Here is a 25,899-nt window from a genome sequence, read left to right on the forward strand (position 1 = left end):
GCTCAGCCCGTGCAGGTACCGCCATGATCCACATTCGCCCCATGACCGCCGCCGACTTCGAGGCCTTCTGGCCCACCTTGCAAAGCATCGTCCAGGCCCGCGAAACCTACGCCTTCGACCCGCAGATCAGCTTCGAGCAGGCGCGCCAGCTGTGGCTGGAGGCACCGCTGCATACGCTGGTGGCGGAGCAGGACGGCGAGCTGCTTGGCTCGTATTACCTCAAAGCCAATGCCGCCGGACCCGGCGCCCATGTGGGCAATTGTGGCTACATGGTCTGCCCGGTTGCACGCGGGCGTGGCGTGGCCAGGTTGATGTGCGAGCACTCACAGAAGCTTGCCCGTCAGGAAGGGTTTCTGGCGTTGCAGTTCAATTCGGTGGTGGCTAGTAACGAGGTGGCCGTGGCGCTGTGGCGCAAGCTTGGCTTCGATGAGGTCGGCCGCCTGCCCAAGGCCTACCGGCATGCCCGGCTGGGGCTGGTGGATTGCCTGGTGATGTACAAATGGCTGGCGGATGAGCCGGTGGTGGAGAAACCTGCGCTGCTGATCGGGCGCAAGAACATTGAAGCGCGGGTGTCGCGGCGGCGTGGCAAGTAGCCGCGGATCTGCGTAGTAAACGGGGACCGCTATGCGGCCCCCTGCTAACGCGCTGAATCAGAACGCCAGACCTACCTTCACGCCGAACTCATCACGCTTGAGCTTGGTATTGTCGGCTGCATCCGACTCTTCATCGAGTTTGTACTCGGTGCGGGTGTAGTAGACGCTGCCGTAAATGGGCATACCGCCCTGCTGGTTCATCAGCAGGCTGACTTCGGCATAAGGGTTGGTGCGGTCTTTCATATCGACGGTGTCGCTGCCGAAATCGTCGACCTTGAGCTTGGCGCGGCCGTCGAGGGTGCGGCGGGCACCGACTTCCACGCGCAGCGTCGAAGCATCGAACTGGTGGTTGTAGCCGACGGCAGCCTTGGCGAACGGCGACTTGTAAGTCAGCTCGGTATCCAGGTCGTTGAGCTCCGGTTCGAAGCGCGACCAGTCATAACCACCGCCCACGGTGAAGTCGAGGAAGTTGCGCGCGTCCATCGCAGCACGCCAGCCCAGGTCCAGATCAACCTTGGCCTCCTTGAGCTTGTTGTCGCTCTTCTTGCCATACTTGGCGTCCGCGCCAATCTGGTAGATGAAACCGGATTCGGCGGTCATCTTGTTGCCATAGTTGGCGAACAGGCCACCTTGACCGAGGTGATCGGTCTCCGATTCAGAACCGCCTTCGAACTTGAATTTGTCGTAGCTGCCGAGCAGGCCGAAAGTGAACAGCGGATCGGTACTTGGCGCAGCGCTGGCAGCAAGCGGGGCAGCGATCAGGGCCAGCAGGCAAGAATGACGCAACAGGTTACGGGTGGACATTGGTAAAGGTCTCCATGACGTGGGTGTTTCTGTGACAATCGAGCGGTTCGATGCACACCAAATGTGAAAAGTTCGAAAAAGAATCAGTAAAAACTCGCAAACCTCTAATGCGTCACAAATTTTTCTTAGCGCCAAGGTTTGACTAAGGCCACTTTCGATGCTCAGATGCGCGCCAGTTTCAGGTGTCCTGCGCCGCCGTGCGCAGGGTGAAACGGGAAGCCGGTGCGTCATCTGCATGACTAGTCCGGCGCTGCCCCCGCAACGGTAAGCGAGTGAAACCTTCGACACACCACTGTGCCCGTGCACGGGAAGGTGAAGGTTTCCAGCCCTCGCAAGCCCGGAGACCGGCCTGCAACTTTCAGTTGGCAAACCCGCGGTGGGCGGGCGCAGGCCGGTTTGCGCGTGCGCCCAGCGTTCGTGCCCGCTTGTCTTTGCGTTGTTTCCACCGGGATCCTTACTTCCTGCACCAGTGGAACGACATGTCCCGTACCAATACCTTTACTCTTCTGGCGGCCTGCATTGCCGCCGCTTCGCCAGCCGTGGCCGCAGAGCCGACGAGCAAGGTCGTCGCCCTGCCCTCTATCGCGATCAGCGAACGCCGCGACGCAAGCGCCGACCTCACCAGCAGCAGCGAGACCGGCTCGCGCCTCGGCCTGACTGCCTTCGAAACACCAGCCAGTGTCAGCAGCCTTAGCGTCGAACAGATCCAGCAGCGCAGCAACCTCACCGTGCAGGATGCGGTCACCCGCACCCCCGGTATCACCTCCATCGGCACCCCAGGCGATGGCGGCACTGGCCTCAGCGCACGCGGCTTCAACGGCCATGGTTCGGTGATGACCCTGTTCGACGGCGCGCGCCTGTACACCGGTGCCGGCACCCAGACTTTCCCGGTCGACCCATGGCTGGTCGAACGTATCGAAGTGCTGCGCGGTCCGGCGTCGGTGTTATACGGCGAAGGCGCCACCGGCGCGGTGGTCAACGTCATCCCGAAAAAGCCCGTGCAAGGCGAGATCCACAACCAGCTGCGCCTGGGCTACGGCTCATGGGACCGCCAGCAACTGGGCCTGGACAGCGGCGGCAGCCTGAGCGAGCGCCTCAGCTACCGTGCCACCATCAACAAGCAGCAAGGCAATGGCCATATCGACCGCGGCGACTCACGCAACCTGGCCCTGAGCCTGGCACTGCGCTTCGATGCCAACGAAGACCTGAGTTTCACCCTCGCCCACGAACGCGGCGACGCCGAGCCGATGAACTACTTCGGCACACCGCTGATTGCCGGGCACTACCGTGACAGCCTGCGCGACAAGAACTACAACGTGCGTGACGCCGAATTGCGCTACCACGATGAATGGACCCGCCTGAGCAGCGAGTGGGCTATCAGCGACAACGTCAGCGCCAGCAACCAGCTCTATTACATCAAGAGCCGTCGCCACTGGCGCAACGCCGAAAACTACAACTGGGACGCAGACGTCGGCCAACTGCTGCGCAATGGCTTTCTCGAGATCAAGCACAACCAGGAGCAGATCGGTGATCGCCAGAGCTTCACCTTCCAGCACAGCCTGTTTGGCCTGGCCAGCACGACCGTGGTGGGCGCCGAATACAACAAGATCCGTTTCCGCCTGACCAACAACTGGCCCTACACCGATATCGGCAACGACTACATTGACCCGTGGCAGCCCGCGCCCGGCCAGTTCGTCAGCGCCACGCCGCTGCAACCGCGCTCGTTCAGTACCACCCACAGCGCAGCGCTGTTCGCCGAAAACCGCACGCAGTTGACTGAGCAGCTGTCGCTGGTCACCGGTATTCGCCGTGATCAAAACCACATCGAGCGCGATAACCTGGTCGACGGCAGCCGCACCGACCGCAGTCTCAGCGGCGGCAACTGGCGCGCAGGGCTGGTCTATGCGCTGACGCCGGACCTGTCGCTGTACGGCCAGTACTCGACCAGTGAAGACGGTGTGGAAAACCTGGTCAGCCTCAGCTCGGCACAGATGAACTTCGACCTGACCGAAGCGCGCCAGACCGAACTTGGCGTCAAGCAGCGCTTTCTTGATGGCCGTGGCGAGTGGACCTTGGCCGCTTATCACATCGTCAAGAAAAAGCTGCTGGTCGACGACCCTGTCAGCCATCAACCGCAACAGGCCGGCCAGCAGACCTCCGATGGCCTGGAAGCGACCCTCGAATTGGCCCTGGCCAACCAGTGGCAGCTGTCGGCCAACGCCGCCCTGCTACGGGCCAAGTACGACGACTTCAATGAAAGCGTGGCAGGCGTTGCCACCGACCGCAGCGGCAAACGCCCGGCCAATGTGCCGCGACGCAGTGCCAACCTGTGGCTGAGCAAAGGCTTTGGCCAGAACGTCGACGCCGGCGTCGGTCTGCGTTATGTCGACACACGTTACGCCGACACCGGCAATAGCCAGAGCATCCCCAGCTACACCGTGGTCGATGCCAACCTGGGCTGGCAAGTGCTGCCTGATGTGCGCCTGGGCCTGCAGTTGAACAACCTGTTAAACCGCAACTACGTGACGGCCGCCTACAGCGGCGAGCAGTGGCTGCTGGGCGCACCACGCTCGTATTTCGCCACGCTGGACTACAGCTTCTAAACCCGATTTACCCTGGCTGGCCGCGCAGCAACGGGCTAGCCAGGGCCTTCATGGGCACTACGCTCGCCGACAAAAGACTTTCAACAGGAAAACCAATAGTTATAAGATAACGTTACACAAAACTTCACCAGCGAAATTTCATGACAAGCGCTCTGACCTCCCCCACCCTCGTCAGCCAACGCCTGCAGAGCATCGATGCCCTGCGCGGGCTGGTCATTCTGTTCATGCTGCTCGATCACGTACGCGAGACCTTCTTCATGCATCATCAGGTGGTTGACCCGATGACCATCGAAAGCACCGAACCTTCGCTGTTTTTCAGCCGCACCCTGGCGCATCTGTGCGCCCCGGTGTTCGTCCTGCTGACCGGTCTTTCGGCCTGGCTGTATGGCGAGAAGTATCAAGGCCGCGGCGCCACCTCGGCGTTCCTGTTCAAGCGCGGGCTGTTTCTGGTGGTGCTGGAATTCACCCTGGTCAACTTCGCCTGGACCTTCCAGTTGCCCCCGACGGTGATCTACATGCAGGTGATCTGGGCGATCGGCGTGAGCATGATCGCGCTGTCACTGCTGGTCTGGCTGCCACGCCCGGCGCTGATCGCGCTCAGTGCGCTGATCATCGCCGGGCATAACCTGCTCGACGGCGTGCACTTTGCGCCCGGCTCGGTCATGCATGTGCCGTGGGCGATCCTGCATGACCGCGGCTGGCTGGAAGTGTCCGACAGCCTGCGCATGCGCACTTCCTACCCAGTGCTGCCGTGGATTGGCGTGATTGCCCTTGGCTACGCCCTCGGCCCCTGGTTCGCCCGCAGCAGCGTCGCCAGCGTGCGTCAACGGCGCTTGCTGCTGGCGGGTGTAGCGGCCCTGCTCGGCTTCGTCGGCCTGCGCCTGCTCAATGGCTACGGCGAAGCGCCGTGGAGCAGCTACCCGAGCCTGATGCAGACCGTGATGAGCTTTTGCAACATCACCAAGTACCCACCGTCGCTGCTGTTCCTGGCGCTGACGCTGGGCGCCGGGCTGCTGTTGCTGCGCGGTTTCGAACGCGCCGGCCAGGCGCGCTGGATCAGTGTGTTGGCAGTGTTCGGCGCGGCGCCGATGTTTTTCTACCTGCTGCACCTGTATGTGCTCAAGCTGCTGTACCTGGCCTGTGTCGCGCTGTTCGGGTTCAATCAGGGTGGTTATTTCGGCTTCGACAGCATCGGCTTCATCTGGCTGACTGCCGGCTTGCTGGCGGCGGCGTTGTACCTGCCGGTGCGCCAGTTTGCCCAACTCAAGGCACGCCGCCGCGACATCAGCTGGCTCAAGTATCTCTGAAAAGCGTTTTCCCCCGGCGGCGTGATGGTCTACCATGCCGCCCGCCGGTTTCCATCACGGAACTAACAGGGAATCCCAGGCCTGCCCTTGAATGCAGGCGAAACGGAACTGCCCCCGCAACTGTAAGTGCCGAGCCTGCTCCATTGATGCCACTGGGTTGCTGACCCGGGAAGGCTGGAGCCAGGCCATGACGCACCAGTCAGGAGACCTGCCGGCAAACATTTACCAACCGGCGGGGTGTCCGGGCTGGCCATCTCCACCCTTCCCAGGGTGCTGCCTATTGCCGTGCGCAATGGGCAAGGCGATGCCTGTCCGTGGGTTCATTCCCCGCATTGTTCGATAGGAGATCGCCCACCCATGCTGCCCCGTTTCGTGACCCTGCTGGCAGGCCTGAGCCTGTCTGGCTTGGCCCAGGCCGCCGCCACCCACTATCCGCTGACCATCGACAACTGCGGCGCGGTGCAGACCTTTGCCCAGGCGCCGCAGCGCGCAGTGACCATCGGCCAGGCCGGTACCGAAATGCTCTATGCACTGGGCCTGGGCGACAAGCTGGTGGGCACCTCGCTGTGGTTCAACAACGTGCTGCCCGAGTTCAAGGCGCAGAACGACAAGGTCGAGCGCCTCGCTGACAACGACCCAAGCTTTGAAGCAGTGGTCGGCAAGCGCCCGCAACTGGTAGCTGCGCAGTTCGAATGGATGATCGGCGCACAGGGTGTGGTCGGCACCCGTGAGCAGTTCAACGAGCTGAACGTGCCGACCTATGTGCTGCCGTCCGATTGCGAAGGCAAGGACAACCTGGTCGGTGCCGACGGCACCCGGCTGCAGCCGTTCCAGATCGCCAGCATCTACAAAAGCGTCAGCCAACTGGCCGAGATCTTCGACGTGCAGGCGCGTGGCGAAGCGCTCAACAACGAGCTCAAGCAGAGCCTGGACAATGCCCGCAAACAACTGGCCGGCCACGACCTGTCGCAGACCTCCGCCCTGTTCTGGTTCTCCAGTGCCGACCTCGACATCGACCCCTATGTCGCCGGCCGCCAGGGCGTGGCCGACTTCATGCTGCAGACCCTGGGGGTGCGCAACGTGGTCGAGTCCAGCGAAGAGTGGCCAACCGTTGGCTGGGAAACCCTGGCCAAGGCCAACCCGACCTGGCTGATCATCGCCCGCATGGACCGCCGCCGCTTCCCTGCCGATGACTACCAGAAGAAGCTCGAATTCCTCCGTAGTGACCCCGTCACCAAACACATGGACGCCGTTCGCGAGGGCCGCATCATCGTCCTCGATGCCGACGCGATGCAGGCCGGTATTCGCCTGTTCCGTGGCCTGGAGACGCTGTCCAACGCGTTTGCTTCGGGGAAAGCCGAGCAACCATGATGCGTCTGCTGCCCTACTGCGCCGCTGCCCTGCTCGCCTTGCTGGGGGCGATGCTTGCCGGTATCGCCATTGGTGAAACGCCAGTCGCGCCCAGCGTGGTCGTGCAGGTCCTGGCCAACCACCTGTGGGACGCCGGTTACCCAGTCGACCCGATCGACGCGGGCATCGTCTGGAACTATCGCCTGACCCGCACCCTGGTGGCTGCCGCATGCGGCGCCGGGCTGGCGACCTGCGGGGTGATCCTGCAGGCGCTGCTGCGCAATCCGCTGGCCGAGCCGTATCTGCTTGGGTTGTCGGCGGGCGCCTCGACGGGTGCGGTCGCGGTAGCCCTGCTCGGGCTTGGTGGCGCTGCGCTGTCGATGTCGGGCGGCGCGTTCATTGGTGCACTGGCAGCGTTCGGCCTGGTCCTGTTGCTGTCGCGGGCCAGCGGTGCTGGCGGCGGCAATGCCCAGGTGATTCTGGCCGGGATCGCTGGCTCGCAGTTGTTCAGCGCGCTTACGGCATTCTTGATCACCAAGTCGGCGACTGCCGAACAGGCGCGCGGCATTCTGTTCTGGCTGCTGGGTAACCTCAGCGGCGTGCGTTGGCCGTCGGTGTGGCTGGCGGTGCCGGTGGCGCTGCTGGGTTTGGCGGTATGCCTGTGGCATCGGCGCACCCTCGACGCCTTTACCTTCGGCGCCGACTCGGCGGCCTCGCTGGGTATTCCGGTGCGCCGCAGCCAACTGCTGCTGATCAGCTGCGCGGCGCTGGTTACGGCAGTGATGGTATCGATTGTCGGCGCCATCGGTTTTGTCGGCCTGGTCATTCCACACGCACTGCGCCTGCTGCTCGGCACCGGGCACAGCCGCCTGCTGCCGGCCAGTGCCCTGGGAGGTGCGCTGTTCCTGATCAGCGCCGATATCCTCTCGCGGACCTTGATTCCTGGGCAGGTGATTCCGGTCGGCGTGGTCACTGCGCTGATTGGCGCGCCGCTGTTCGCCTTGATTCTGGTAAGCCGCCGGGGGCGCGCATGACCAACCTCAACAGCGTGAGTCTCGCGCCGCTCAGTTGCCGAGGCCTTGGCCTGCGTCTGGGTGGCAACGATGTGCTCGAAGCGGTCGAGCTTGAGGTGATCGCCGGGGAAACCCTCGGCGTGGTTGGCCCAAATGGCTCCGGCAAATCGACCCTGCTCAAACTGCTTGCCGGCCTGCTCAAACCGAGTAGCGGCGAAGTGCAACTGCTCGGCCAGCCACTGGCGCGCATGCCCCGGCGGCAGATCGCCCAGGCTTTGGCTCTGGTCGAGCAGCAAGCCGACACCAGCGATGCCATCAGCGTGTATGACGCCGTGGCCCTGGGCCGCACACCATGGCTATCGGCGCTGGCGCCGTACTCCCCCGAGGATCGGCGCATCGTCGAGCAGGCCCTTACCGATCTTGACGCCCTGCACTTGCGCCAGCGTCTCTGGCACAGCCTGTCCGGCGGCGAGCGGCAGCGCGTGCACATCGCCCGAGCGCTGGCCCAGCGGCCAGGCGTATTGCTGCTCGATGAGCCAACCAACCACCTCGATATCCAGCACCAACTGAGCCTGCTGCAACAGGTCCAGGCACTGCCGGTGACGACCTTGGTGGCTTTACATGATTTGAACCAGGCGTTGACCTGCGACCGCCTCGCGGTGCTCGACCAAGGCCGCTTGGTAGCACTCGGCAAGCCGCATGACGTGCTGACCCCAGAGCGCCTGCTGCTGACCTTCGGCGTGCACGCTCACTACCTGACCGATCCTTATGACGGCGCCCGCATACTGCGTTTTCGCGCCCCTTGAACACGGATGTTCCCACTATGTTTTCGCGCCCTCTCGCCTTGCTGCTGTGCAGCGCCCTACTCGCCCCGCCGGCTCACGCCGAAATCCATGAAGTAAAGATGCTCAACCGCGGCAGCGACGGCGCCATGGTCTATGAACCGGACCACCTGCACATCGCTCCCGGCGACAGCGTGCGCTTTGTGCCGAGCATGAGCGGGCACAATGCCGCGACCCTGGCCGAGCTGCTGCCAGCCGGCGCCGAAGCCTTCAAGAGCAAGCTCAATCAGCCCCACGAGCAGCAGTTCAGCGTACCGGGGTTGTATGCAATTCAGTGCATTCCGCACTTGGCGATGGGCATGGTCATGTTGATCCAGGTTGGCGAACCGGCGGTCGATATGCCGGCCCTGCCGGCGACCTTGCCAGCCCGGGCCAAGGCCCGTCTGCAAGTACAGCTGGAGAAACTGGGAACAGGTCAGTGAGCCATTTCAAGCGCGCTGCTGCTCTGCTCCCGCTGATCACTGTCGCCCCTCTGGCAGCCGCCGAGTCTGCCCAGGCAAAGGCCAATGGGCTGATTGAAGACAGCAGCTGGAGCCTGCTCAACCGCAGCGTATTCGACCAGCGCGATTATCGTCACGGCGCCAGCAACAGCGGCGCGCGCAACGCCTACAAACCGCGTAGCGAGCGTAGCGGCAAAGCCGAAGAGTGGGGCTATGGCCTGATGGGTACGTTGCAGTCAGGGTTCACCCAGGGCCTGATCGGGGTTGGCGTCGATGCCCATGCTTACCTCGGCGTGCAACTCGACAGCGGCGGCGGCCGCGCAGGCAAGGCGCGCTTGCTCAGCGTGGACAATCAAGGCCACCCGAAAACCGAGTACAGCCGCGCTGGCGCCGCACTTAAACTGCGAATGGCCGACACGGTGCTGAGCTACGGTGAACAACGGGTAAAAACGCCGGTATTCAACGCCTCCGATAGCCGCCTGCTGCCAGAGACTGCAACCGGCTGGTTGCTGACCAGCAACGAAGTTGACATCTTGAAACTGGTTGCCGGGCACTTCACCGAGAGCGCCGACCGTAACGCCAGCAGCCACAACCTAGGCCTGGTGGTGAACTACTCGAATGCCCTCAAGGGCGACAGCTTCGACCTCGCCGGCATGGTCTGGAACCCGAGCGACTCCGTCAGCGCCAGCCTGTACACCTCGCGCTATGAAGACACCTGGAACCAGCACTACTTGGGCAGCACCCTCAGCCACGCGCTGAGCGACCAACGCAGCGTCAGCCTCGACCTCAACCTGTACCGCACCCGCGACACCGGCAAGGCCTTGTCCGGGCAGATCGACAACACCACCTGGAGCCTGGTCTCGCGCTACAACCACGGGCCACACGGTTTCAGTCTCGGCTGGCAGCAAGTGCACGGCGACACCCCGTTCGACTACGTCAGCCGCGGCGCCATTTTCATCAGCAACGCGGTGCAGCTGTCCGACTTCAACGCCCCCAACGAGAAGTCCTGGCAGGCGCGCTACGACCTGAACATGGGCGCCTACGGCGTGCCTGGGTTGAACCTGACGGCGCTGTATGTACGCGGTTTCGACATCGACGGCAGTCGTGTCGATCCACGCGGCGGTTATGCCTATCTCGGTTATGGCCGCAGCGGCAAACATTGGGAACGCGACTTTGAAGCGCGCTATGTAGTACAAAGCGGCAAGGCCAAAGGCACGGTGTTCTCTCTGCGGCATGACGTGCATCGTGGGAACACGGCGCAAGCTGAGCTGGATGCGGATCAGATTCGGGTAGCGGTGGAGTATCCGCTTACGGGTGGGTTTTGAGGCAGGCAGAGCATAGCTGACCAGAACGAGAAACTCTGACTGCGTCTTCGCTTATCTACCTCAGTCGGTTCGCCAAACGGTCCCGGCAACCTGCCGACGGCGACGCCTTAGCTCAACCCCCAGAGTGCCTTCTCACCCACTACACCAGCAGCAACTGCATATGCGTCGTTTGCCATACAGGGTCCTGTTCAATATCGGTGACGACAAACCCTTGCCGCTCCCAGAAGCGAATCGCTCCTGGCAGAAACGGATGCGTATGCAGATACAAACAGTCGATTCCAGCAGCCTTGGCCCGCAATCGCAGCTCTGCAAACAGCGCTGCGGCCAGACCACAGCGGCGGTACTCGGGCAAAACGAACAGCCGCACCACTTCCACCACAGTGAAGTCGTGATAATTCAGCTGGCTGAAGCGGTGGTCGTAAGGCAGGTAGCCGATGGCTGCGACCAGCAGGCCGTTGTCGCGCGCGGTCAAGAAACAGCCGCCACCTTGCAGGTAGGTATCGCTGAACCGGGCAAGGTCAGCCGGCAGCGGTGCGTCAGCCAGCAGCGGAAACAGCTCCCGCCGCGAGTCGTTGACGAACGCGACCACCTCGTCGATGGCATCGGCGGCTACCGAAGTGATGATCCAGTCTGTCATTGCGCTCAGGCCTTGAAGCGAGGTGAAAGCCAACTTCTACCCGATCGCCAGCCCGTGCGCAATTGCACGGGCGCGCTCAAGCTGACTGGCGAAACGGCAGGCGCTGCGGATCAGTCCGCAACGTCGCGGCAAAACTGTTCTTGAGGGGGTATTCAGCTGCAGCTGGGCAGCCGCTGTCAAAAACGATGTGTTTACCTTCCGGACATCTGTGCAGGCCGTTTCCCACGCAGCGCAACTGCCACGCAGGCCCTGGAAAAACGGTAAACTTGCCACCCCACTGTGCCCAAGGGCTGCTCGATGAATCGCTTGCTCAACCTGCTGCTGCCCGTGCTCTTGCTCGGTGCCCTCGCTGCCTGCGACCAGCAGCCCAGCCGCGAACAACAGATCCTCGCCAAGCTGCCCTTGCAAGCCGCCTACGAGCACAACATCGGCAGGATGGCCTCACTGCTGGCCATGACCCACCCGCAGGTCCCCGAAGAGCAGATCAAGCAGGTACTGCGCAAGCACCTCACCGTCGAGGACCAGCGCAACGACCTGTTCAAGCTGTACAGCACAGCCAACTTCAGCGATGCCGAATTCGAGACCATCGTCGAGGCAACGCAAAACCCCGAGAAAGCCAAGGCACTCGGCGACACCGAGCAGGGCAAACGCCTCAGCGAGAAGCTCACCGGTCTGATGCGCGCCAGCGCCCAGGACAAAGCGGTACAGGCCCTCGCCGCGCAACGTATGCAGCAGGTCGAGGACGATCTGCAAGCGCTGCCTTGAACAGCCCGGTTTAGCTGTAGCTGTAATCACGCGAAACGCATAAGGTATTTCGCAGTAACCCGTCAGTGAGGTCAGGATTGCCACACGCCAAGAAAGGACTGCGCCTGGATCTGCGCACACTCATCCTCGTACTCTCGGCGCTGACTGCAGTGACCATGCTGCTGACCAGCTATTTCGCCAGTTACCGGGTACAACGCCAACTGCTGATCGACCATTCACTGGAAGCAAACCGGGTCTACGCGGCAAAACTTGCAGCAATCACCGATACGTTTCTGGGCAACGCGCTGCAGCAACTGGGCTTCAGTGCCGGGGTGCAGGCGCACAACCTGAACGATGCGCCCTCGCTGCTGGCCGAGACCGAGCGGGTGCTGCAGCAGAGCATCGCCTTCAACTCGACCTTTCTGGTCGACGCCCAGGGGTTTCTGCGCGCCGTTTCGCCCGCGCCACTGCGCCACCTGATCGGCACCCATGTGCAGACGCCAGGCTCGCAAGAGGCCCTGCGCGAACGCCGCCCGCTGGTATCAACACCCTTTCTGTCGGCAGCCAATAACCTAGTGGTGGTGCTGTCACAGCCGATCTTCGATGGGCAAGGCAAATACCTGGGCTATGTCGGCGGCAGCGTGTACCTGCGTGAACGCAACTTTCTCAACAGCATGCTCGGCGAGCACTACTACAAGGATGGCTCGTACCTGTACGTGGTCGACCGCAACCGGCGCCTGCTCTATCACCCGGATCCGGAGCGGGTCGGTACAGTGGTCGAGGGTAATTCCCTGATCGATCAGCTCCCCGCCCTGTCTGAGGGCACCCGGCAGATCCACAACAGTGCCGGCGTGGAGATGCTCGCCGGTTTTGCCACAGTGCCAAGCACGGGCTGGGGCGTTATCGCGCAGCAGCCGCTGAGCCAGACAGTAGCGCCAATGCGTCAGCTGATTCTGAATGTGGTGCTACTGTCGGCGCCGTTGGCATTGCTTGGTTTTCTCGCCCTGTGGTGGTTTGCCCTGGCCATCACCCGGCCGCTGTGGCAACTGGCGGCGGGCGCGCTGGCGCTGGACCGCCCTGGCACGGCCGAACATCTGCACAAGGTGCGTGCTTGGTACTTCGAAGCGGCCGAGTTGAAGCGCGCTTTGCTGTTTGGCCTCAATCTGCTGCAGGAGCGCATCGGCCGGCTCAACCGGGACGCGCAAACCGACCCCTTGACCGGGCTCGGTAACCGCCGCAGCCTTGAATACAACCTGTCGCTGCTCAAGGCCGAGGAGCGTAACTTCGCCGCTGTCGTGCTCGACATCGATCACTTCAAACGGATCAACGACACTTACGGCCATGCAGTGGGTGATCAGGCCCTGCGCCAGTTGGCCGAGCTGATGCGCAGCTGTTGCCGTGAAGTCGACGTGCTCTGCCGCACCGGTGGCGAGGAGTTCATCATGATCCTGCCTGGCGCCAGCCTGGAGATCGCCACCGTGGTTGCCCAGCGGTTGCGCATTTGCGTGCAGGACACACCGCTCGCTGCGGTCGGTGCGATCACCGTGTCGCTGGGCGTAGCCCATTGGCAGGCCAACTCTGGCAGCCTGCCGGCCGAGGTGCTCAGCGAGGCCGACGCTGCGTTGTATGTGGCCAAGCAGAACGGGCGCAATCAGGTCCAGGTCGCGCGCAGTGGCGAGGCGGCGCACAGCTGAACTGAGCGTTTGCCGCGGCGCTGATGTCCAAGCTGCAGCCCCATCGACCCGGAGATGACCATGCCCCGTCTGGGCTTTGCCTGTATGTACCGCCACCCGCATCGCAGCCTGGCGATCAAGGAACTGGAGGCCATCGAAAAGGCCTTCAATCCGCGCACCACGACCTTGCGCTGGCTCAACAGCGCCAGCGTCGAAGCCGCTGCGGCAAAGCTGCTGGAGCTGGTCGAACACAATCTCGATGCCCAGTTGCGCCTGCTGGCGTACGTGGCGGAGCTGCCGCCAACCCTGCGCATGGTGCGTTTGAGCAGCGACCTGCTGCAGCTCTACAGCCACCCGCAAGTGGCGGAGTTCTACCGTAACCCGAACGTTCAGGCTGACCTGCAGACACGCCTCGGCGCGATTGGCGCGTTTGCCCGCAGCGCGGATATTCGCCTGTCGTTTCATCCCGGCCAGTACTGCGTACTCGGCTCGGACCGCCCCGACGTGGTCGAGAACAGCCTGGCCGAGTTCGAGTACCACGCCGACATGATCCGCATGATGGGCTACGGCCAGCGCTTTCAGGACTTCAAGTGCAACGTGCACATTGCCGGGCGCTTGGGCGCCGCTGGCGTTCGTGCCGTATGGCCGCGGCTGTCGCAGGAGGCGCGCAATGTCATCACCTTCGAGAACGATGAAAAGACCTACGGCGTCGACGATTGCCTGGGCCTGGCCGACCTTGCGCCGGTGGTGCTGGATATCCATCACTGCTGGATTCACGAGAACGACTACATCGCCCATGACGACCCACGGCTGGCGCCGATCATCGCCAGCTGGCGCGGCGTGCGCCCGGTGATGCACTACTCGCAGCCGCCCGAGCGCCTGCAGGAACTGGGCTTTACCGCGCAGCAGAAGCTGGAGATTCCAGCCTTGCTGGAGCAGGTCAACAAGCGTGATCTGTACCAGCACAGCGAGCGCATGTGGAACGACTGGACCAACCGTTACGCGCTGGGCTTCATGGGCGACTTCGACATCATGTTCGAGGCCAAGCACAAGAACCTCGCCACCCTCGACTTCTATCAGCGCTACGTTGATGGCGCTGCCGCCGGCATTTGATTGGAACACCGTCCGTCAGTCCCGGGGCACCCTCATCGACGAGGCAAGGCCCAATGCATGTACTCACATGAACGGGAGATACACCATGAAGCGGATGCATGCACTTTGTCTCGCAGTCTGCCTGGGCGCCACCGCGCCACTGGCCATGGCCGCGACCAACATGAATGACAACGACGCGCCAAGCACCCAGACCGGCGGCGCTACCGGCGTTGGCCCGGGCACCATGAACAGTGACGGCACGGGCACCGGCACCATGCAGCGTGACGGCACTGGCAGTGGCACCATGAACGGCAGCGGTACCGGTGGCAGCGGCATGGGCGGCAGCACTACTGACAGCGATGACAACCAAGGCGGCACCGGCGGCAGTGGCATGGGCGGCTCAGGCAGCGGCACTGGCTCGGGCAGTTCCGGTAGCGGCAGCTCCGGCGGTGCAGGCGGCGGTGGCGGCGGCTAATTCACTGGTCGTTGCACGTTAAACGCCGGCATGTTCGAGTTGCGATTCGTGCGTGCCGGCTTCGCTCAGGATGCGGGTTTCAAGCACCGGGCAAAATGTAACAACCCTTGTCTTAATACTGTCATGTTTACTTCATAGGATTGTCTCTGAACTGCCATCTATGGCCCCACGGCTTATTTCAGGGATGAACCGCAGCATGCGTCGAGTCGTATTCAATCAAAAAGGTGGCGTGGGCAAATCGAGCATTGCCTGCAATCTCGCCGCCGCCAGTGCTGCAGAGGGTTACCGCACGCTGCTGGTCGATCTCGATCCCCAGGCCAATGCCACCTACTACCTGACCGGTCTGAGCAACGATCAGATCCCCCCCGGCATTGCCGACTTCTTCAGGCAGACCCTCAGTACCAGCCCTGAAGGCAAGAAGAACCGTGTGGCCATCAGCGAGACACGCTACGCCAACCTGCATCTGGTCACTGCCAGCCCTGAGCTGGCCGATTTGCAGACCCGTCTGGAAAGCAAATTCAAGATCAACAAGCTGCGCAAGCTGCTGGTCGCGCTGTCGGAAGATTACGAGCGGATCTATATCGACACCCCGCCTGCGCTGAACTTCTATACCTTCAGCGCCCTGCTTGCCGCCGAGCGCCTGCTGATTCCGTTCGACTGCGACAGCTTCTCGCGCCAGGCACTGCTCAACGTCATGGCCGAAGTTGCAGAGCTGCGCCACGACCACAATGCAGAACTTACCGTCGAGGGCGTGGTGGTCAATCAGTACGCCGGGCGCACCGCACTGCACCAGACCCTGGTCGAGCAACTGCGCGGTGAAGGCTTGCCGATTCTGCCGGTGTACCTGAGCGCCTCGATCAAGATGCGCGAGTCGCACCAGGCGGCCGTGCCGCTGGTCCATCTGGCACCCACGCACAAATTGGCCCGCGAGTTCGTCGACCTGCTCGATGTATTGGAACGCGCCGCCTGACACCCAGGTGCGACAATCCACCACAGGCAGTCAGCACTCAGGCGATGCTGAGCTGATGGTAGATTCACCGCCATGAAAATCCCCCGCCAGAGCCGCGCGCTGACTGCCTGGGCGCTGTATGCCAGCGTCCTCTTCAGCCTATTGATCTGCGGTTTGCACCACGGCCAGATGAGCGGCCTGCAACTGTCCGGGCTCAACGGTGGCTTCTGTTCGCTGTCCAGCGAGCACGGGCCGGCGGTCGACCTTGGCGACTCCAGCGGTGATCAGCACATGGCGCAGCTGGACTGCCCGGTGTGCTCATCGTTTGTTCAAGCGGTGGCACCGAGCAGCACCGGCTGGTGGTTCGAGCGCCAACGCGGCAACGCGCCGTCGCCGATGGTCCAGCGCAGCTGGGCCCAACCGCCGCCACGCTATGTGCGCCCTGCCCTCAACCCACGCGCCTCCCCTGCCATCCACGCAGCGCCAGCAACCTTCGTCTGAGCCGCCCGGGCCACTTGCCCGCAGGTGTGTGCTCAGCCATGACTTTTGCGTGGAAACCACAACAACATGATCCGCCAGACTTCCCTGGTGCTCCTGGCGAGCACCTGCAGTATTGCCTGGGCCGACCACTCGGCCATCGAACTCACCGCCACCAGCATCGACGCCAGCCGCGCAGCGCCCTCGGGCGTGCAACTGGACGAGCCGATCCGTACCGGCTCCAAGCTCGGCCTGACCGCGCGGCAAACGCCCGCCTCGGTCAGTGTTTCCGACCGCAGCGTGATCGAACAACGCGGGGCCAAGGACACCCAGGACGTGATCAACGCCATGACCGGCGTAAACGCCTCGGCCAACCCCGGCTACGGCGGCTTTGTCAGCTACCGCGGCTTCACCCAGAACCAGGTCACCCAGCTCTTCAACGGCATCAACCTCGGCTATAGCAGCGCTACTCGCCCGGTGGACGCCTGGGTCATTGATCGCGTCGAACTGATCGGTGGGCCGTCGTCGTTCCTGCATGGTGCCGGTGCAGTCGGCGGCTCGATCAACTACATCAGCAAGCTGGCCAGCCGCGATCAGCAGACCATCGATGGCCGCCTGCGCTATGGCAGCTTCGACGATTCGGAAATCGCCTTCGGTATCAATCAGGCGCTGGCCAGCAACCCGGCCGAGGCCCACCACTTCGTGCGCCTGGATTTCAGCCGCGGCCACAGTAACGGATACATCGACCGCAATGAGCGCGATACCGACAGCCTGGCGTTGTCCTTGCTCAGTGAGCTGACCCCCGACCTCACCCACACGCTGGCCATCGAGTACCAGCAGGACAAGGAAGTCAGCCCCTACTGGGGCGCGCCGATCCTGCCGGGGCGCAGCACCATGAAGATCGACAACAGCCGCCGCTTCGAGAACTACAACGTCGCCGACGGCCGCTATGAACAGCGCGTGCGCTGGTTGCGGTCGATGCTCGACTACCAGATCAGCGACGCCACCAGCGTGCACAACACCCTGTACCACTACGACGCCCAACGCGATTACCGCAACCTTGAGCGGTACAGCTACAACGCCGCGGGCAATGTGCAGCGCGCCAGCCCATACCTGCAGCGCCATGAGCAAACGGTACTGGGCGACCGTATCGAACTGCGCCACGCCAACAGCCTGCTTGGCCTGTCGAGCCAGTGGGCGATGGGCGTGGATTACTCGCGCATGCGCCAGGACCTCTACCCCACTGCGGGCAGCTGGAGCGACGTGGTCGACCCAGACCATTTCGACCCTGGCAGTTTCGGTGACATCCCGGGGGTCAATACCGGCCTGACCCGCCAGCGCCATCACCAGATCGACAATCGCGCAGTGTTCGCTGAAAACCGCCTGCAGTTGACCGATCGCCTGGCCTTGCTCACAGGCCTGCGCTACGACTACCTGGAAATGCAGGTGGACAACTACGGCACGGTTTCGCCCACCAGCCCAGCCTACTTTGAACGCCGTTGGGAACCGCTCAGCGGGCGGGTCGGCTTGACCTATGAACTGACACCTAGCGCCAACGTGTACCTGCAGTACAGCACCGCTGCCGACCTGCCGGCCGGGTCGTTGGCCGCCGCCACCTATTCCAACGTCGGCCTGTTCGATCTGTCCAAGGGCGAGCAGTGGGAAGCCGGCAGCAAGTTCGACTTTCTCGAAGGTCGCGGCGCGGCAACCGTTGCGCTGTATCAGATCGTGCGCAAGGACTTTGCCGTGCGCGATTCGAGCAACCCCAACCTGACGGTGCAAGCCGGTCAGCAGACCTCACGCGGGATCGAACTGGCTGGGCGTTTTCAAGTCACGCCAACGCTGCTGGCCGAAGCCAACTATGCCTATGTCGACGCGCAGTACGATGAGTTCAACGAGGCCGCCAATGGCGTCTCGGTATCGCGTAAAGGCAACGCGCCGGTCAACGTGCCGGCCAATGTCGGCAACCTGTGGCTGACCTACAGCTTCGATACGGTTTGGTCGATGGGCGTTGACGGACGTTATGTCGGCTCGGTCTACGCCGACAACGCCAACACGTTGAAGGCGCCGGCCTATACCCTGTTCGGTGCATTCGCGCGCTATCAGGTCGACCGCAACACCGCACTGACCGCACGGGTGCGCAACCTCACCGACGAGGTCTACGCCAAGCAGGCATACGGCCTGCAGTACTACATGGGCGCGCCGCGTACGCTCGAGTTGGCCATGGACGTGCGTTTCTGATGGTGCCTCAACGTCGTGCCGAGACCAGCAACATCATTGGCCGTTCAAGCTCTTCAGCCAGCGCCGGCCAGGCCTCGATCTGCTCTGGGCTCGGTGCAAACTCCTCGATCCGGGCAATCTGGAAACCCGCCTCGATCAAGCTGTTGAGTGTGCTGGCCAGGGTGCGGTGATACTTCAACACATCTTTGGCAAACCAGTCACTGCGCCGCTCGCCTTCAACTGCGTAGCGGCTCACCGGCCAACTCAGGCTGCCGTTCTCGGCGTGCTGCCAGTGCGCGCCGGCAGCGGCCATGTAGATCGGGTGTTCACAACTGAACACCAACTGGCCGCCCGGTACCAGTGCCTGGTACAGCGTTGCGATCAGGCGTGGCAAGTCTTCGATGTAGTGGAAGGTGAGCGCACTGTAGGCCAGATCGAACGCTGCTGCTGGCAGCGTGAGGCTCTCCAGATCAGCGATGCGGTACTCGATCGCCGGATCATGGGTATCGTGCCGGGCACGCGCGAGCATGTTCTGCGACAGGTCCAGGCCTAGCACCGAGGCCGCGCCTTGCTCGCGCATCCAGCGCGACGCCCAACCAAAGCCGCAACCCAGATCGACCACCCGTTTGCCGGCGAGTACAGGCAACATGGCGCGCAAGCTGGGCCACTCGGGAGCGCCAGCGAGCCCCTGAGTCTGACGTGGCAACTGGCTGTAACCGGCGAAAAATGCAGGGGTGTCGTAGATATTCTGGGCCATGACAGGGTCCGTGAGTGGCACAAGCACGAACTCTAACCTGAGATCGCAGAGCACGGCCACTAGCTGCTCAGTTGGTCGAGCAGCTCAGGACGCTTGCGCCACCGCACCAATGAAGTTGGCCAGCTCAGCGGTTTGCGGCGCGGCGAACACCTCCCGCGGATTGCCCACTTCATGCACCTTGCCCTGGTGCATGAACACCAGCTTGTCGCCCACTTCCCGGGCAAAGCGCATCTCGTGAGTGACCATGATCAGGGTCATGCCCTCCTTGGCCAGCTGGCGTACCACCCCCAGCACCTCGGTCACCAGTTCCGGGTCCAATGCCGAAGTGATCTCGTCACACAGCAGCACTTTCGGCGACATCGCCAGCGCACGGGCGATGGCCACCCGCTGTTGCTGGCCGCCGGAGAGTTGATCCGGGTAGGCGTTGAATTTCTCGCCCAGGCCGACCCGCGCCAGCATCTGCTCAGCCAGTTGCCGCGCTTCGCCCTTGCTGGTCTTCTTCACCACCTGCGGCGCCAGCATCACGTTCTCGCCGACGCTCAGGTGCGGGAACAGGTTGAACTGCTGAAACACCATGCCCACCTTCTGGCGCAGGCTGCGCAGGTCGGCGCGGGCAGCGTCGAGGTACTCGCCGTCGACTTCGATGACGCCGTCACTGATCGACTCCAGGCCGTTGAGGGTGCGCAACAAGGTGCTCTTGCCCGAACCGCTGCGGCCGATGATCGCGACCACTTCGCCCTCTTCGATGCTCAGGTCAACGCCCTTGAGCACGTGGTTGTCGCCGTAATACTTGTGCAGCGCAGACACTCTAAGCAGGGGCATGCAGCCTCCTTTCCAGATAACGGGCGCTCAATGAGAGCGGGTAGCAGAGGATGAAGTAGCCCACGGCGACCAGGCCGTAGGTCAGGAACGGCTCGAAGGTGGCGTTGGCGAGCATGCCGCCGGTCTTGGTCAGTTCGGTGAAGCCGATGATCGACGTGACCGCGGTGCCCTTGACCACCTGCACCGAGAAGCCCACCGTCGGCGCGATGGCGATGCGCATGGCCTGCGGCAGGATCACATAGCGCAGTTGTTCGAGCCGGCTCAGCGCCAGGCTGCCGGACGCTTCCCACTGGCCACGGCCGATCGACTCGACACAACCGCGCCAGATCTCGGCAAGGAACGCGCTGGTAAACAGCGTCAGGGCAATTGCTGCTGCCATCCACGCCGAAACGTCGATGCCGAACAGCGCGATGCCGAAGAACACCATGAACAGTTGCATCAGCAATGGCGTGCCCTGGAACAACTCGATATAGCCCCGGGCCAGGCCGCGCAGATAAGGGTTTTCCGAGATCCGTGCGAGCAGCAACAGCAAGCCGGCAACGCCGCCGCAGACAAACGCCACCAGCGACAGCAACAAGGTCCATTGCAAGCCGGTCAGCAGGTTGCGGACGATATCCCACAAGGTGAAGTCCATCAGCGTCTCCCCATCAGCCAGCGCTGGCCGAGCCAGGCCAGCAACTGCCGCACGCCGATGGCCATGAGCAGGTACAGCAGGGTGGTCAGCAAGTAAGTCTCGAACGCGCGGAAATTACGCGATTGAATGAAGTTGGCCGCGAACGACAACTCCTCGGTGGCGATCTGCGAACACACCGCCGAGCCGAGCATGACGATCACGATCTGGCTGCTCAGCGCCGGCCAGACCTTGGCCAGTGCCGGCCGCAGAATCACATGTCGAAACGCCTCGAAGCGGCTCATGGCCAACGCTGCAGCCGCTTCCAGCTGGCCCTTGGGGATGGCCATGATGCCGGCGCGGATGATCTCGGTGGAGTACGCGCCGAGGTTGATTACCATCGCCAGCACTGCCGCTTCCCATTCACTCAGGCGCACGCCAAGCGCCGGCAAGCCAAAGAAGATGAAAAACAGCTGGACCAGGAACGGCGTGTTGCGGATCAGCTCCACATACACCCCGAACACCGCGGAAAACGGCTGCAGACGCCAGGCCCGGACCACCGCGCCGAGCACGCCGATGGCCAGCCCCAGCACGGTGCCGACCACCGTCAGTTGCAGGGTGAACAGCGCGCCCTTGAGGAGCAGGTCAGCCTGGGCCAGCACCGGGGCGAAATCAAATTGATAGGCCATCGAACAGCAACTCCAGGCGCGGCTTAAAGGTCAGCCGGAAGCGGCTGCTTCAGCCATTTTTCCGCATTGCGATTGAGGCTGCCGTCAGCCTTGGCTGCATCCAGCGTGGCGTTGACCTTGTCCAGCAGTGCCGGCTCCTGCTTGGCCAGGCCGACATACACCGGCGAGTCCTTGAGCTTGACCTTGAGTACCGGCACCTTGGCCGGGTTCTTCTCGGCGATCACCGCCATGACCACGCTGCCACTGGCGATCAGCTCGACCTGCCCAGCCAGGTAGGCGGCGATGGTCGAGTTGTTGTCTTCAAAGCGCTTGATGGTTGCGCCCTTGGGGGCCACTGCCGACAGCTCCATATCTTCGATCGAGCCGCGGGTGACGCTGATGGTCTTGCCAGCAATGGCATCGATGCTGTCGATCTTGGTCTCGGCCGGGCCGAACACAGCCAGGTAGAACGGTGCGTAGGGTTTCGAGAAGTCGATCACCGCCGCCCGCTCCGGATTTTTGCCCAGGCTGGAAATCACCAGGTCAACCTTGCCGGTGGTGAGGAACGGGATACGGTTGGTGCTGTTGACCGGCGTCAGCGCCAGCTTGACCCCAAGCTTGTCGGCCAGCAGCTGCGCGGTGTCGATGTCCAGGCCGCGCGGTTTGAGGTCAGGGCCGACCGAGCCGAATGGCGGGAAGTCTTGCGGCACAGCGACTTTCAATACACCACGGGCGGTGATGTCGGCCAGCGCATCGGCTTGGGCCTGAACTGCGCCAAGGGCACCGCCGCAGAACAGGGTAGCCAGAAACAGGGTACGGAACTTGGTCATGCACGAGCCTCGCAGGGTCAGAGTGGGCAACTGGACAGGCAGTTACACAGGACAAGTGCACGGGCCATGCCAGAAAGCTCCCGAAACCCCGCAAAAGCAGGCCAGCCCGTCTGCGCCACGGTCTTACTGGTCTGAACAGTTGCCTGCTGATTGAGGTAAGCACGCCGCGCTGCGCCCTGCATTTGTGCAAAGCCCGTTCACCCTGCGCCAGCACGGAGCAAGGCTTGCCAGCGCCGCGCATTGCCCGTAAAAGGGTCGAACCCTGCCCTCTGACCGGTCTGAACTGCATGCTCGATACCCTCCCCCGCGCCGTCCCGGAAATCGCCTTGCAGGCAATCCGCAAACTGATCGATGACGGTGGTTATCTGCCCGGTGATGCCCTGCCCTCGCAGCGCGACCTGGCCGAGCAACTGGGGGTCAGCCGGGCCTCGTTGCGCGAAGCATTATCGACCCTCAGCGCGTTGGGCCTGGTCAGCGTGCAGCCCGGCAAGGGCGTGTTCGTGCTGGCCCCGGTGCCGGCAACCCCGGTGGGCTTCAGTTGGCCGTACGCCGAGCAGGTGTCTGCCGCCGACACCTTCCAACTGCGCTATGCACTGGAAGGCTTTGCCGCCGGGCAGGCGGCGCTGAACCTGACGGCCGACGATCTCGACCGGCTTGCCGCCAATGTCGAGGCCATGCGCCAGGAGTTGCGTGCGGGTAACTTCGAAGCGGCAGCGCGGCTGGACTTTGCCTTCCACCAGGCGCTGCTGCAGGCCGCCGGCAACCGCGCCATGCTGCATGTGATCACCGCCAGCCAGGACATCTTTCTGGAAAGCCAGAAGCTGCCGTTCATACGTCCGGAGCGGGCCATGGAAACCTGGCAGGAGCACAGCAAGATCCTCCGCGCCCTGGCCCGACGCTCGCAACTGGGCGCGCAGCGGGCCATGCAGGAGCATATCCGCAACGCGGCTTCGCGTACCGGCGTCGTGTTCCCGGTCTAGGCCGGCGCAACCGCTTGCCTGCTGGTTGAAACAGATAGCTCAGTGTCGCCCCCGAATATGCGCGCGGCGCAACCTGCCGATCTACTGATAGCCATAACAACGATGCTGCGGCCCGACTGCGGCACTTTCAATCAGGCTGCCATGGCAAATCGGAGCGTATCCGCATGTCCACTTCCCATGAGGTATCACCGGCCACCTTGCGCCGGGTCATCGCGGCCTCGGCCGTTGGCAATTTCGTCGAGTGGTTCGACTTCGCCGTCTACGGCTTCCTTGCCACACTGATCGCCAGCCAGTTCTTCGCCAGCTCCGATCCAGGCGCCGGCCTGCTGAAAACCTTTGCCGTATTCGCCGTGGCCTTTGCCTTGCGGCCATTGGGCGGCATCGTGTTTGGTGCTTTGGGAGATCGGCTCGGGCGCAAACGCGTGTTGTCGATGACCATTCTGCTGATGGCGGGCTCGACCACCCTCATCGGCCTGCTGCCCACCTACGCCAGCATCGGTATCGCCGCGCCGCTGTTGCTGACCCTGGCGCGCTGCCTGCAAGGCTTTTCCGCTGGTGGCGAGTACGCCGGTGCATGCGCTTATCTGATGGAACACGCACCGCAAAACAGACGCGCGTTCTATGGCAGCTTCGTGCCGGTGTCGACCTTCTCGGCGTTTGCCTGCGCAGCAGTGATCGCCTACGCCCTCGAGGCAAACCTGAGCAGTGACGCGATGAACAGCTGGGGCTGGCGTGTGCCGTTTCTGATCGCGGCGCCATTGGGCCTGGTCGGTCTGTACCTGCGCTGGCGCATGGAGGAAACCCCAGCGTTCCGCGCGGCCATCGCCGAAGGCAAGGTGCACAGCCATTCGCCGCTCAAGCAGACCCTGCGCAATCACGGCCGGGCGATCCGCAACCTCGGCGCGTTCATTTCGCTGACGGCGCTGTCGTTCTATATGTTCACCACCTACTTTGCCACCTACCTGCAACTGGTCGGCAACCTGACCCGCGCGCAGTCATTGCTGGTGACCACTGTGGCACTGCTGTTCGCCGCTGCCGGCTGCCCACTGGCCGGGTTGCTTTCGGACCGCATTGGCCGACGCAAGACCATTGGTTTTACCTGCCTGTGGGTGATGGTTGCGGTGTTCCCGGCCTACTGGCTGGCGAGCTCGGGGTCGATGTCCGGCGCCTTGCTCGGCGTGATCCTGCTGGCGGTCGGTGCGCTGATGAGTGGCGTAGTCACTGCCGCGCTGCTGTCGGAAAGCTTCCCTACCCGCACCCGCTACACCGCTTCGGCGATCACCTACAACGTTGCCTACACGCTGTTCGGCGGCACCGCGCCGCTGGTTGCGACCTGGCTGATTGGCCAGACCGGCAGCAGCCTGGCACCTGCGTTTTATCTGGTGGTGATCGCCTTGCTGGCGTTGATCGGTGGCCTGGCGCTGCCGGAGACTGCGCGGGTTTCACTGCATGACGAGGTGCCGACAGGGCAGCCTAATCCCGCCGTTTAAGCTATGTGTGCGGGGTCGTTGAGGCCCCGTGGCACAGTTAGTTGCGGTAGTCGCCACCGTGCACGGCCCAAAGGTAGGCCTTGTCTGCCTCAAGCCTCAGGTCACGCCACTCTTGCCACGTCACCAAGCCCAGGCGGTCCATTTCGTCAGCCTGATAGAGCAGCCGCTCGTGGTAGGTGTTGGGGCAGTCCATGCGCTGCTGGCGGTCCTCAAGCAGGTGATACCACCCCGACAGTGCCGAGATCCGCTGTTCATCCTGTGGCTGCAAGGAGGCATCGAAGACATTCATTGGCAGTTACCCGGCGCTGGTTTCCCGGTTGAGTCAGCCCAGCGCCGAGGGGTTCCTGCGAACTTGCCCATGGCCTGCTCAGCGGTTAGAGGCTGCGGGTAATGCCGCCATCGACGCGGATGTTCTGCCCAGTAATGTAGGCGGCGCCTTCACTGGCCAGAAATGCCACGGTGGCGGCGATTTCTTCGCTGGTGCCATAGCGCTTGAGCGGTACGCTGTCGCGGCGTTGCTCGGTGCTGGGCAAGCTGTCGATCCAGCCGGGCAAGACGTTGTTGATGCGCACGTTATCGCCGGCAAATTCGTCGGCAAAAATCTTGGTGAACGCGGCCAGCCCTGCGCGGAATACCGCTGAAGTCGGGAACAGGGAGCTAGGTTCAAAAGCCCAGGCGGTAGAAATATTGATGATCACCCCACCTTGCTGGCGCTGCATGATCGGGGTAATCAGGCGACTGGGACGGATTACATTGAGCAGGTACGTGTCCATGCCAAGCTGCCAGTCCTGATCGCTCAGCTCCAGAATCGGCGCCCGTGGGCCGTGGCCTGCGCTGTTGACCAGCACATCGACGCGGCCCCATTTGGTCATGACCGCATCGACCAGTGCTTGCAGATCGGCAGGGGACTGATTGCTGCCGGTCAGGCCGATACCGCCTAGTTCAGCGGCAAGGGCCTCGCCTTTGCCGGAAGAGGACAGGATCGCGACGTGAAAGCCGTCGGCGGCGAGTCGGCGGGCGGCGGCGGCGCCCATGCCGCTGCCGCCGGCGGTGATAATGGCTACTTTGTCTGCTGACATGATTGCTCCTGAGTACACATTGATGACGCTTAAAGGCTACACCCGAGAGCAGGCTCGTCAGCAGTCATGAATAATCACGAGAGCCAGTAGAAAAACTTCTGGGTAGATCCGGATTTGAA

At 63.0% G+C, this 25,899-nt stretch carries 26 protein-coding genes and 2 riboswitches; of the genes, 17 read left to right on the forward strand and 9 right to left on the reverse strand.

Features of this window, described 5'->3' with window-relative positions:
• The first annotated feature begins 23 nt into the window (after positions 1-23).
• The gene (locus K3F44_RS08215; RefSeq protein WP_220633752.1) at positions 24-593 is read left to right on the forward strand and encodes a GNAT family N-acetyltransferase; all 570 of its coding nucleotides are present in this window, start codon (positions 24-26) and stop codon (positions 591-593) included.
• Between the two features lie 57 nt (positions 594-650).
• On the opposite strand, the gene K3F44_RS08220 is transcribed toward K3F44_RS08215, so the two are convergent.
• Positions 651-1,397, reverse strand: a complete 747-nt coding sequence (locus K3F44_RS08220; RefSeq protein ID WP_101319980.1) for an outer membrane beta-barrel protein — start codon at positions 1,395-1,397, stop codon at positions 651-653.
• Between the two features lie 163 nt (positions 1,398-1,560).
• A riboswitch (cobalamin riboswitch) is annotated at positions 1,561-1,765 on the forward strand.
• Positions 1,766-1,876: 111 nt separating this feature from the next.
• Here K3F44_RS08220 and K3F44_RS08225 point away from each other — a divergent pair.
• The 7 genes from K3F44_RS08225 (at position 1,877) to K3F44_RS08255 (ending at position 10,277) form a co-directional block, all read left to right on the forward strand.
• Complete coding sequence (locus K3F44_RS08225; RefSeq protein ID WP_220633753.1) at positions 1,877-4,000, forward strand: TonB-dependent siderophore receptor; 2,124 nt, start codon at positions 1,877-1,879, stop codon at positions 3,998-4,000.
• A 140-nt stretch (positions 4,001-4,140) separates the two neighbouring features.
• Positions 4,141-5,307 carry a DUF1624 domain-containing protein gene (locus K3F44_RS08230; RefSeq protein ID WP_220633754.1) on the forward strand — a complete coding sequence of 389 codons (1,167 nt, stop codon included), beginning with the start codon at positions 4,141-4,143 and terminating at the stop codon, positions 5,305-5,307.
• Between the two features lie 28 nt (positions 5,308-5,335).
• A riboswitch (cobalamin riboswitch) is annotated at positions 5,336-5,538 on the forward strand.
• 126 nt (positions 5,539-5,664) lie between these two features.
• Complete coding sequence (locus tag K3F44_RS08235; protein ID WP_220633755.1) at positions 5,665-6,678, forward strand: ABC transporter substrate-binding protein; 1,014 nt, start codon at positions 5,665-5,667, stop codon at positions 6,676-6,678.
• The gene (locus tag K3F44_RS08240) at positions 6,675-7,691 is read left to right on the forward strand and encodes an iron ABC transporter permease (protein ID WP_220633756.1); all 1,017 of its coding nucleotides are present in this window, start codon (positions 6,675-6,677) and stop codon (positions 7,689-7,691) included. Before K3F44_RS08235 ends, K3F44_RS08240 begins: the two co-directional genes overlap by 4 nt.
• Entirely contained in the window at positions 7,688-8,476 is a 789-nt protein-coding gene (locus K3F44_RS08245) for an ABC transporter ATP-binding protein (protein WP_220633757.1), read from the forward strand. The genes K3F44_RS08240 and K3F44_RS08245 overlap by 4 nt, the downstream gene beginning before the upstream one ends.
• Before the next feature lie 17 nt (positions 8,477-8,493).
• Positions 8,494-8,934 (forward strand): pseudoazurin, encoded by a 441-nt coding sequence (locus K3F44_RS08250; protein WP_188036124.1) that lies wholly within the window; start codon positions 8,494-8,496, stop codon positions 8,932-8,934.
• Positions 8,931-10,277 carry an OprD family porin gene (locus K3F44_RS08255; protein WP_259407044.1) on the forward strand — a complete coding sequence of 449 codons (1,347 nt, stop codon included), beginning with the start codon at positions 8,931-8,933 and terminating at the stop codon, positions 10,275-10,277. Before K3F44_RS08250 ends, K3F44_RS08255 begins: the two co-directional genes overlap by 4 nt.
• Positions 10,278-10,416: 139 nt before the next feature.
• Here the strand turns inward: K3F44_RS08255 and K3F44_RS08260 are convergent, their stop codons facing one another.
• On the reverse strand, positions 10,417-10,914 hold the full coding sequence (locus K3F44_RS08260) for a GNAT family N-acetyltransferase (RefSeq protein ID WP_150572442.1): 498 nt from the start codon (positions 10,912-10,914) through the stop codon (positions 10,417-10,419).
• Between the two features lie 297 nt (positions 10,915-11,211).
• Here K3F44_RS08260 and K3F44_RS08265 point away from each other — a divergent pair, with 297 nt between their 5' ends.
• The 7 genes from K3F44_RS08265 to K3F44_RS08295 all read left to right on the forward strand — a co-directional run bounded on the left by K3F44_RS08265 (position 11,212) and on the right by K3F44_RS08295 (position 18,565).
• The gene (locus K3F44_RS08265; protein WP_101323038.1) at positions 11,212-11,679 is read left to right on the forward strand and encodes a hypothetical protein; all 468 of its coding nucleotides are present in this window, start codon (positions 11,212-11,214) and stop codon (positions 11,677-11,679) included.
• A 77-nt stretch (positions 11,680-11,756) separates the two neighbouring features.
• Complete coding sequence (locus K3F44_RS08270; RefSeq protein ID WP_181089250.1) at positions 11,757-13,352, forward strand: sensor domain-containing diguanylate cyclase; 1,596 nt, start codon at positions 11,757-11,759, stop codon at positions 13,350-13,352.
• 60 nt (positions 13,353-13,412) lie between these two features.
• Entirely contained in the window at positions 13,413-14,444 is a 1,032-nt protein-coding gene (locus K3F44_RS08275) for a UV damage endonuclease UvsE (protein ID WP_220634162.1), read from the forward strand.
• Positions 14,445-14,529: 85 nt separating this feature from the next.
• Positions 14,530-14,898, forward strand: a complete 369-nt coding sequence (locus K3F44_RS08280; RefSeq protein WP_150569058.1) for a hypothetical protein — start codon at positions 14,530-14,532, stop codon at positions 14,896-14,898.
• 196 nt (positions 14,899-15,094) lie between these two features.
• Positions 15,095-15,868, forward strand: a complete 774-nt coding sequence (locus K3F44_RS08285) for a ParA family protein (protein ID WP_101323039.1) — start codon at positions 15,095-15,097, stop codon at positions 15,866-15,868.
• A gap of 72 nt (positions 15,869-15,940) precedes the next feature.
• Positions 15,941-16,348, forward strand: coding sequence for a DUF2946 family protein (locus tag K3F44_RS08290; protein WP_220633758.1), 408 nt, complete (start codon positions 15,941-15,943; stop codon positions 16,346-16,348).
• 66 nt (positions 16,349-16,414) lie between these two features.
• On the forward strand, positions 16,415-18,565 hold the full coding sequence (locus K3F44_RS08295; RefSeq protein WP_220633759.1) for a TonB-dependent siderophore receptor: 2,151 nt from the start codon (positions 16,415-16,417) through the stop codon (positions 18,563-18,565).
• A gap of 7 nt (positions 18,566-18,572) precedes the next feature.
• On the opposite strand, the gene K3F44_RS08300 is transcribed toward K3F44_RS08295, so the two are convergent.
• The 5 genes from K3F44_RS08300 to K3F44_RS08320 all read right to left on the reverse strand — a co-directional run bounded on the left by K3F44_RS08300 (position 18,573) and on the right by K3F44_RS08320 (position 22,231).
• The gene (locus K3F44_RS08300) at positions 18,573-19,301 is read right to left on the reverse strand and encodes a bifunctional 2-polyprenyl-6-hydroxyphenol methylase/3-demethylubiquinol 3-O-methyltransferase UbiG (protein ID WP_220633760.1); all 729 of its coding nucleotides are present in this window, start codon (positions 19,299-19,301) and stop codon (positions 18,573-18,575) included.
• Positions 19,302-19,385: 84 nt separating this feature from the next.
• Positions 19,386-20,123, reverse strand: a complete 738-nt coding sequence (locus K3F44_RS08305) for an amino acid ABC transporter ATP-binding protein (RefSeq protein WP_103437627.1) — start codon at positions 20,121-20,123, stop codon at positions 19,386-19,388.
• Positions 20,110-20,760 carry an amino acid ABC transporter permease gene (locus K3F44_RS08310; protein WP_181107562.1) on the reverse strand — a complete coding sequence of 217 codons (651 nt, stop codon included), beginning with the start codon at positions 20,758-20,760 and terminating at the stop codon, positions 20,110-20,112. Before K3F44_RS08310 ends, K3F44_RS08305 begins: the two co-directional genes overlap by 14 nt.
• Positions 20,757-21,422: an amino acid ABC transporter permease gene (locus K3F44_RS08315; RefSeq protein WP_181089255.1), complete on the reverse strand. Its 666-nt coding sequence runs from the start codon at positions 21,420-21,422 to the stop codon at positions 20,757-20,759. Before K3F44_RS08315 ends, K3F44_RS08310 begins: the two co-directional genes overlap by 4 nt.
• A 23-nt stretch (positions 21,423-21,445) precedes the next feature.
• Entirely contained in the window at positions 21,446-22,231 is a 786-nt protein-coding gene (locus tag K3F44_RS08320) for a transporter substrate-binding domain-containing protein (RefSeq protein WP_150569052.1), read from the reverse strand.
• Positions 22,232-22,518: 287 nt separating this feature from the next.
• Here K3F44_RS08320 and K3F44_RS08325 point away from each other — a divergent pair, with 287 nt between their 5' ends.
• Positions 22,519-23,211: a FadR/GntR family transcriptional regulator gene (locus K3F44_RS08325; protein WP_101323040.1), complete on the forward strand. Its 693-nt coding sequence runs from the start codon at positions 22,519-22,521 to the stop codon at positions 23,209-23,211.
• Between the two features lie 164 nt (positions 23,212-23,375).
• Positions 23,376-24,701, forward strand: coding sequence for an MFS transporter (locus K3F44_RS08330; RefSeq protein WP_101320020.1), 1,326 nt, complete (start codon positions 23,376-23,378; stop codon positions 24,699-24,701).
• Between the two features lie 37 nt (positions 24,702-24,738).
• Here K3F44_RS08330 and K3F44_RS08335 read toward each other — a convergent pair whose 3' ends face one another.
• On the reverse strand, positions 24,739-24,990 hold the full coding sequence (locus K3F44_RS08335) for a hypothetical protein (protein WP_101320022.1): 252 nt from the start codon (positions 24,988-24,990) through the stop codon (positions 24,739-24,741).
• Positions 24,991-25,075: 85 nt separating this feature from the next.
• Positions 25,076-25,780: an SDR family oxidoreductase gene (locus K3F44_RS08340; RefSeq protein WP_101320024.1), complete on the reverse strand. Its 705-nt coding sequence runs from the start codon at positions 25,778-25,780 to the stop codon at positions 25,076-25,078.
• Positions 25,781-25,899: the final 119 nt, after the last annotated feature.

Origin of the sequence: Pseudomonas sp. S07E 245, assembly GCF_019599025.1 — a bacterium.
Classification (GTDB): domain Bacteria; phylum Pseudomonadota; class Gammaproteobacteria; order Pseudomonadales; family Pseudomonadaceae; genus Aquipseudomonas; species Aquipseudomonas shirazensis.

What these genes read in the sequence shown, in the direction of transcription:
- K3F44_RS08315 (WP_181089255.1), bottom strand. Translation starts at nt 21,422, where the DNA reads ATGGCCTATCAATTTGATTTCGCCCCGGTGCTGGCCCAGGCTGACCTG.
- K3F44_RS08265 (WP_101323038.1), top strand. Translation starts at nt 11,212, where the DNA reads ATGAATCGCTTGCTCAACCTGCTGCTGCCCGTGCTCTTGCTCGGTGCC.
- K3F44_RS08240 (WP_220633756.1), top strand. Translation starts at nt 6,675, where the DNA reads ATGATGCGTCTGCTGCCCTACTGCGCCGCTGCCCTGCTCGCCTTGCTG.
- K3F44_RS08325 (WP_101323040.1), top strand. Translation starts at nt 22,519, where the DNA reads ATGCTCGATACCCTCCCCCGCGCCGTCCCGGAAATCGCCTTGCAGGCA.
- K3F44_RS08320 (WP_150569052.1), bottom strand. Translation starts at nt 22,231, where the DNA reads ATGACCAAGTTCCGTACCCTGTTTCTGGCTACCCTGTTCTGCGGCGGT.
- K3F44_RS08220 (WP_101319980.1), bottom strand. Translation starts at nt 1,397, where the DNA reads ATGTCCACCCGTAACCTGTTGCGTCATTCTTGCCTGCTGGCCCTGATC.
- K3F44_RS08225 (WP_220633753.1), top strand. Translation starts at nt 1,877, where the DNA reads ATGTCCCGTACCAATACCTTTACTCTTCTGGCGGCCTGCATTGCCGCC.
- K3F44_RS08275 (WP_220634162.1), top strand. Translation starts at nt 13,413, where the DNA reads ATGCCCCGTCTGGGCTTTGCCTGTATGTACCGCCACCCGCATCGCAGC.
- K3F44_RS08250 (WP_188036124.1), top strand. Translation starts at nt 8,494, where the DNA reads ATGTTTTCGCGCCCTCTCGCCTTGCTGCTGTGCAGCGCCCTACTCGCC.
- K3F44_RS08260 (WP_150572442.1), bottom strand. Translation starts at nt 10,914, where the DNA reads ATGACAGACTGGATCATCACTTCGGTAGCCGCCGATGCCATCGACGAG.
- K3F44_RS08285 (WP_101323039.1), top strand. Translation starts at nt 15,095, where the DNA reads ATGCGTCGAGTCGTATTCAATCAAAAAGGTGGCGTGGGCAAATCGAGC.
- K3F44_RS08340 (WP_101320024.1), bottom strand. Translation starts at nt 25,780, where the DNA reads ATGTCAGCAGACAAAGTAGCCATTATCACCGCCGGCGGCAGCGGCATG.
- K3F44_RS08295 (WP_220633759.1), top strand. Translation starts at nt 16,415, where the DNA reads ATGATCCGCCAGACTTCCCTGGTGCTCCTGGCGAGCACCTGCAGTATT.
- K3F44_RS08235 (WP_220633755.1), top strand. Translation starts at nt 5,665, where the DNA reads ATGCTGCCCCGTTTCGTGACCCTGCTGGCAGGCCTGAGCCTGTCTGGC.
- K3F44_RS08290 (WP_220633758.1), top strand. Translation starts at nt 15,941, where the DNA reads ATGAAAATCCCCCGCCAGAGCCGCGCGCTGACTGCCTGGGCGCTGTAT.
- K3F44_RS08215 (WP_220633752.1), top strand. Translation starts at nt 24, where the DNA reads ATGATCCACATTCGCCCCATGACCGCCGCCGACTTCGAGGCCTTCTGG.
- K3F44_RS08245 (WP_220633757.1), top strand. Translation starts at nt 7,688, where the DNA reads ATGACCAACCTCAACAGCGTGAGTCTCGCGCCGCTCAGTTGCCGAGGC.
- K3F44_RS08330 (WP_101320020.1), top strand. Translation starts at nt 23,376, where the DNA reads ATGTCCACTTCCCATGAGGTATCACCGGCCACCTTGCGCCGGGTCATC.
- K3F44_RS08300 (WP_220633760.1), bottom strand. Translation starts at nt 19,301, where the DNA reads ATGGCCCAGAATATCTACGACACCCCTGCATTTTTCGCCGGTTACAGC.
- K3F44_RS08305 (WP_103437627.1), bottom strand. Translation starts at nt 20,123, where the DNA reads ATGCCCCTGCTTAGAGTGTCTGCGCTGCACAAGTATTACGGCGACAAC.
- K3F44_RS08230 (WP_220633754.1), top strand. Translation starts at nt 4,141, where the DNA reads ATGACAAGCGCTCTGACCTCCCCCACCCTCGTCAGCCAACGCCTGCAG.
- K3F44_RS08280 (WP_150569058.1), top strand. Translation starts at nt 14,530, where the DNA reads ATGAAGCGGATGCATGCACTTTGTCTCGCAGTCTGCCTGGGCGCCACC.
- K3F44_RS08335 (WP_101320022.1), bottom strand. Translation starts at nt 24,990, where the DNA reads ATGAATGTCTTCGATGCCTCCTTGCAGCCACAGGATGAACAGCGGATC.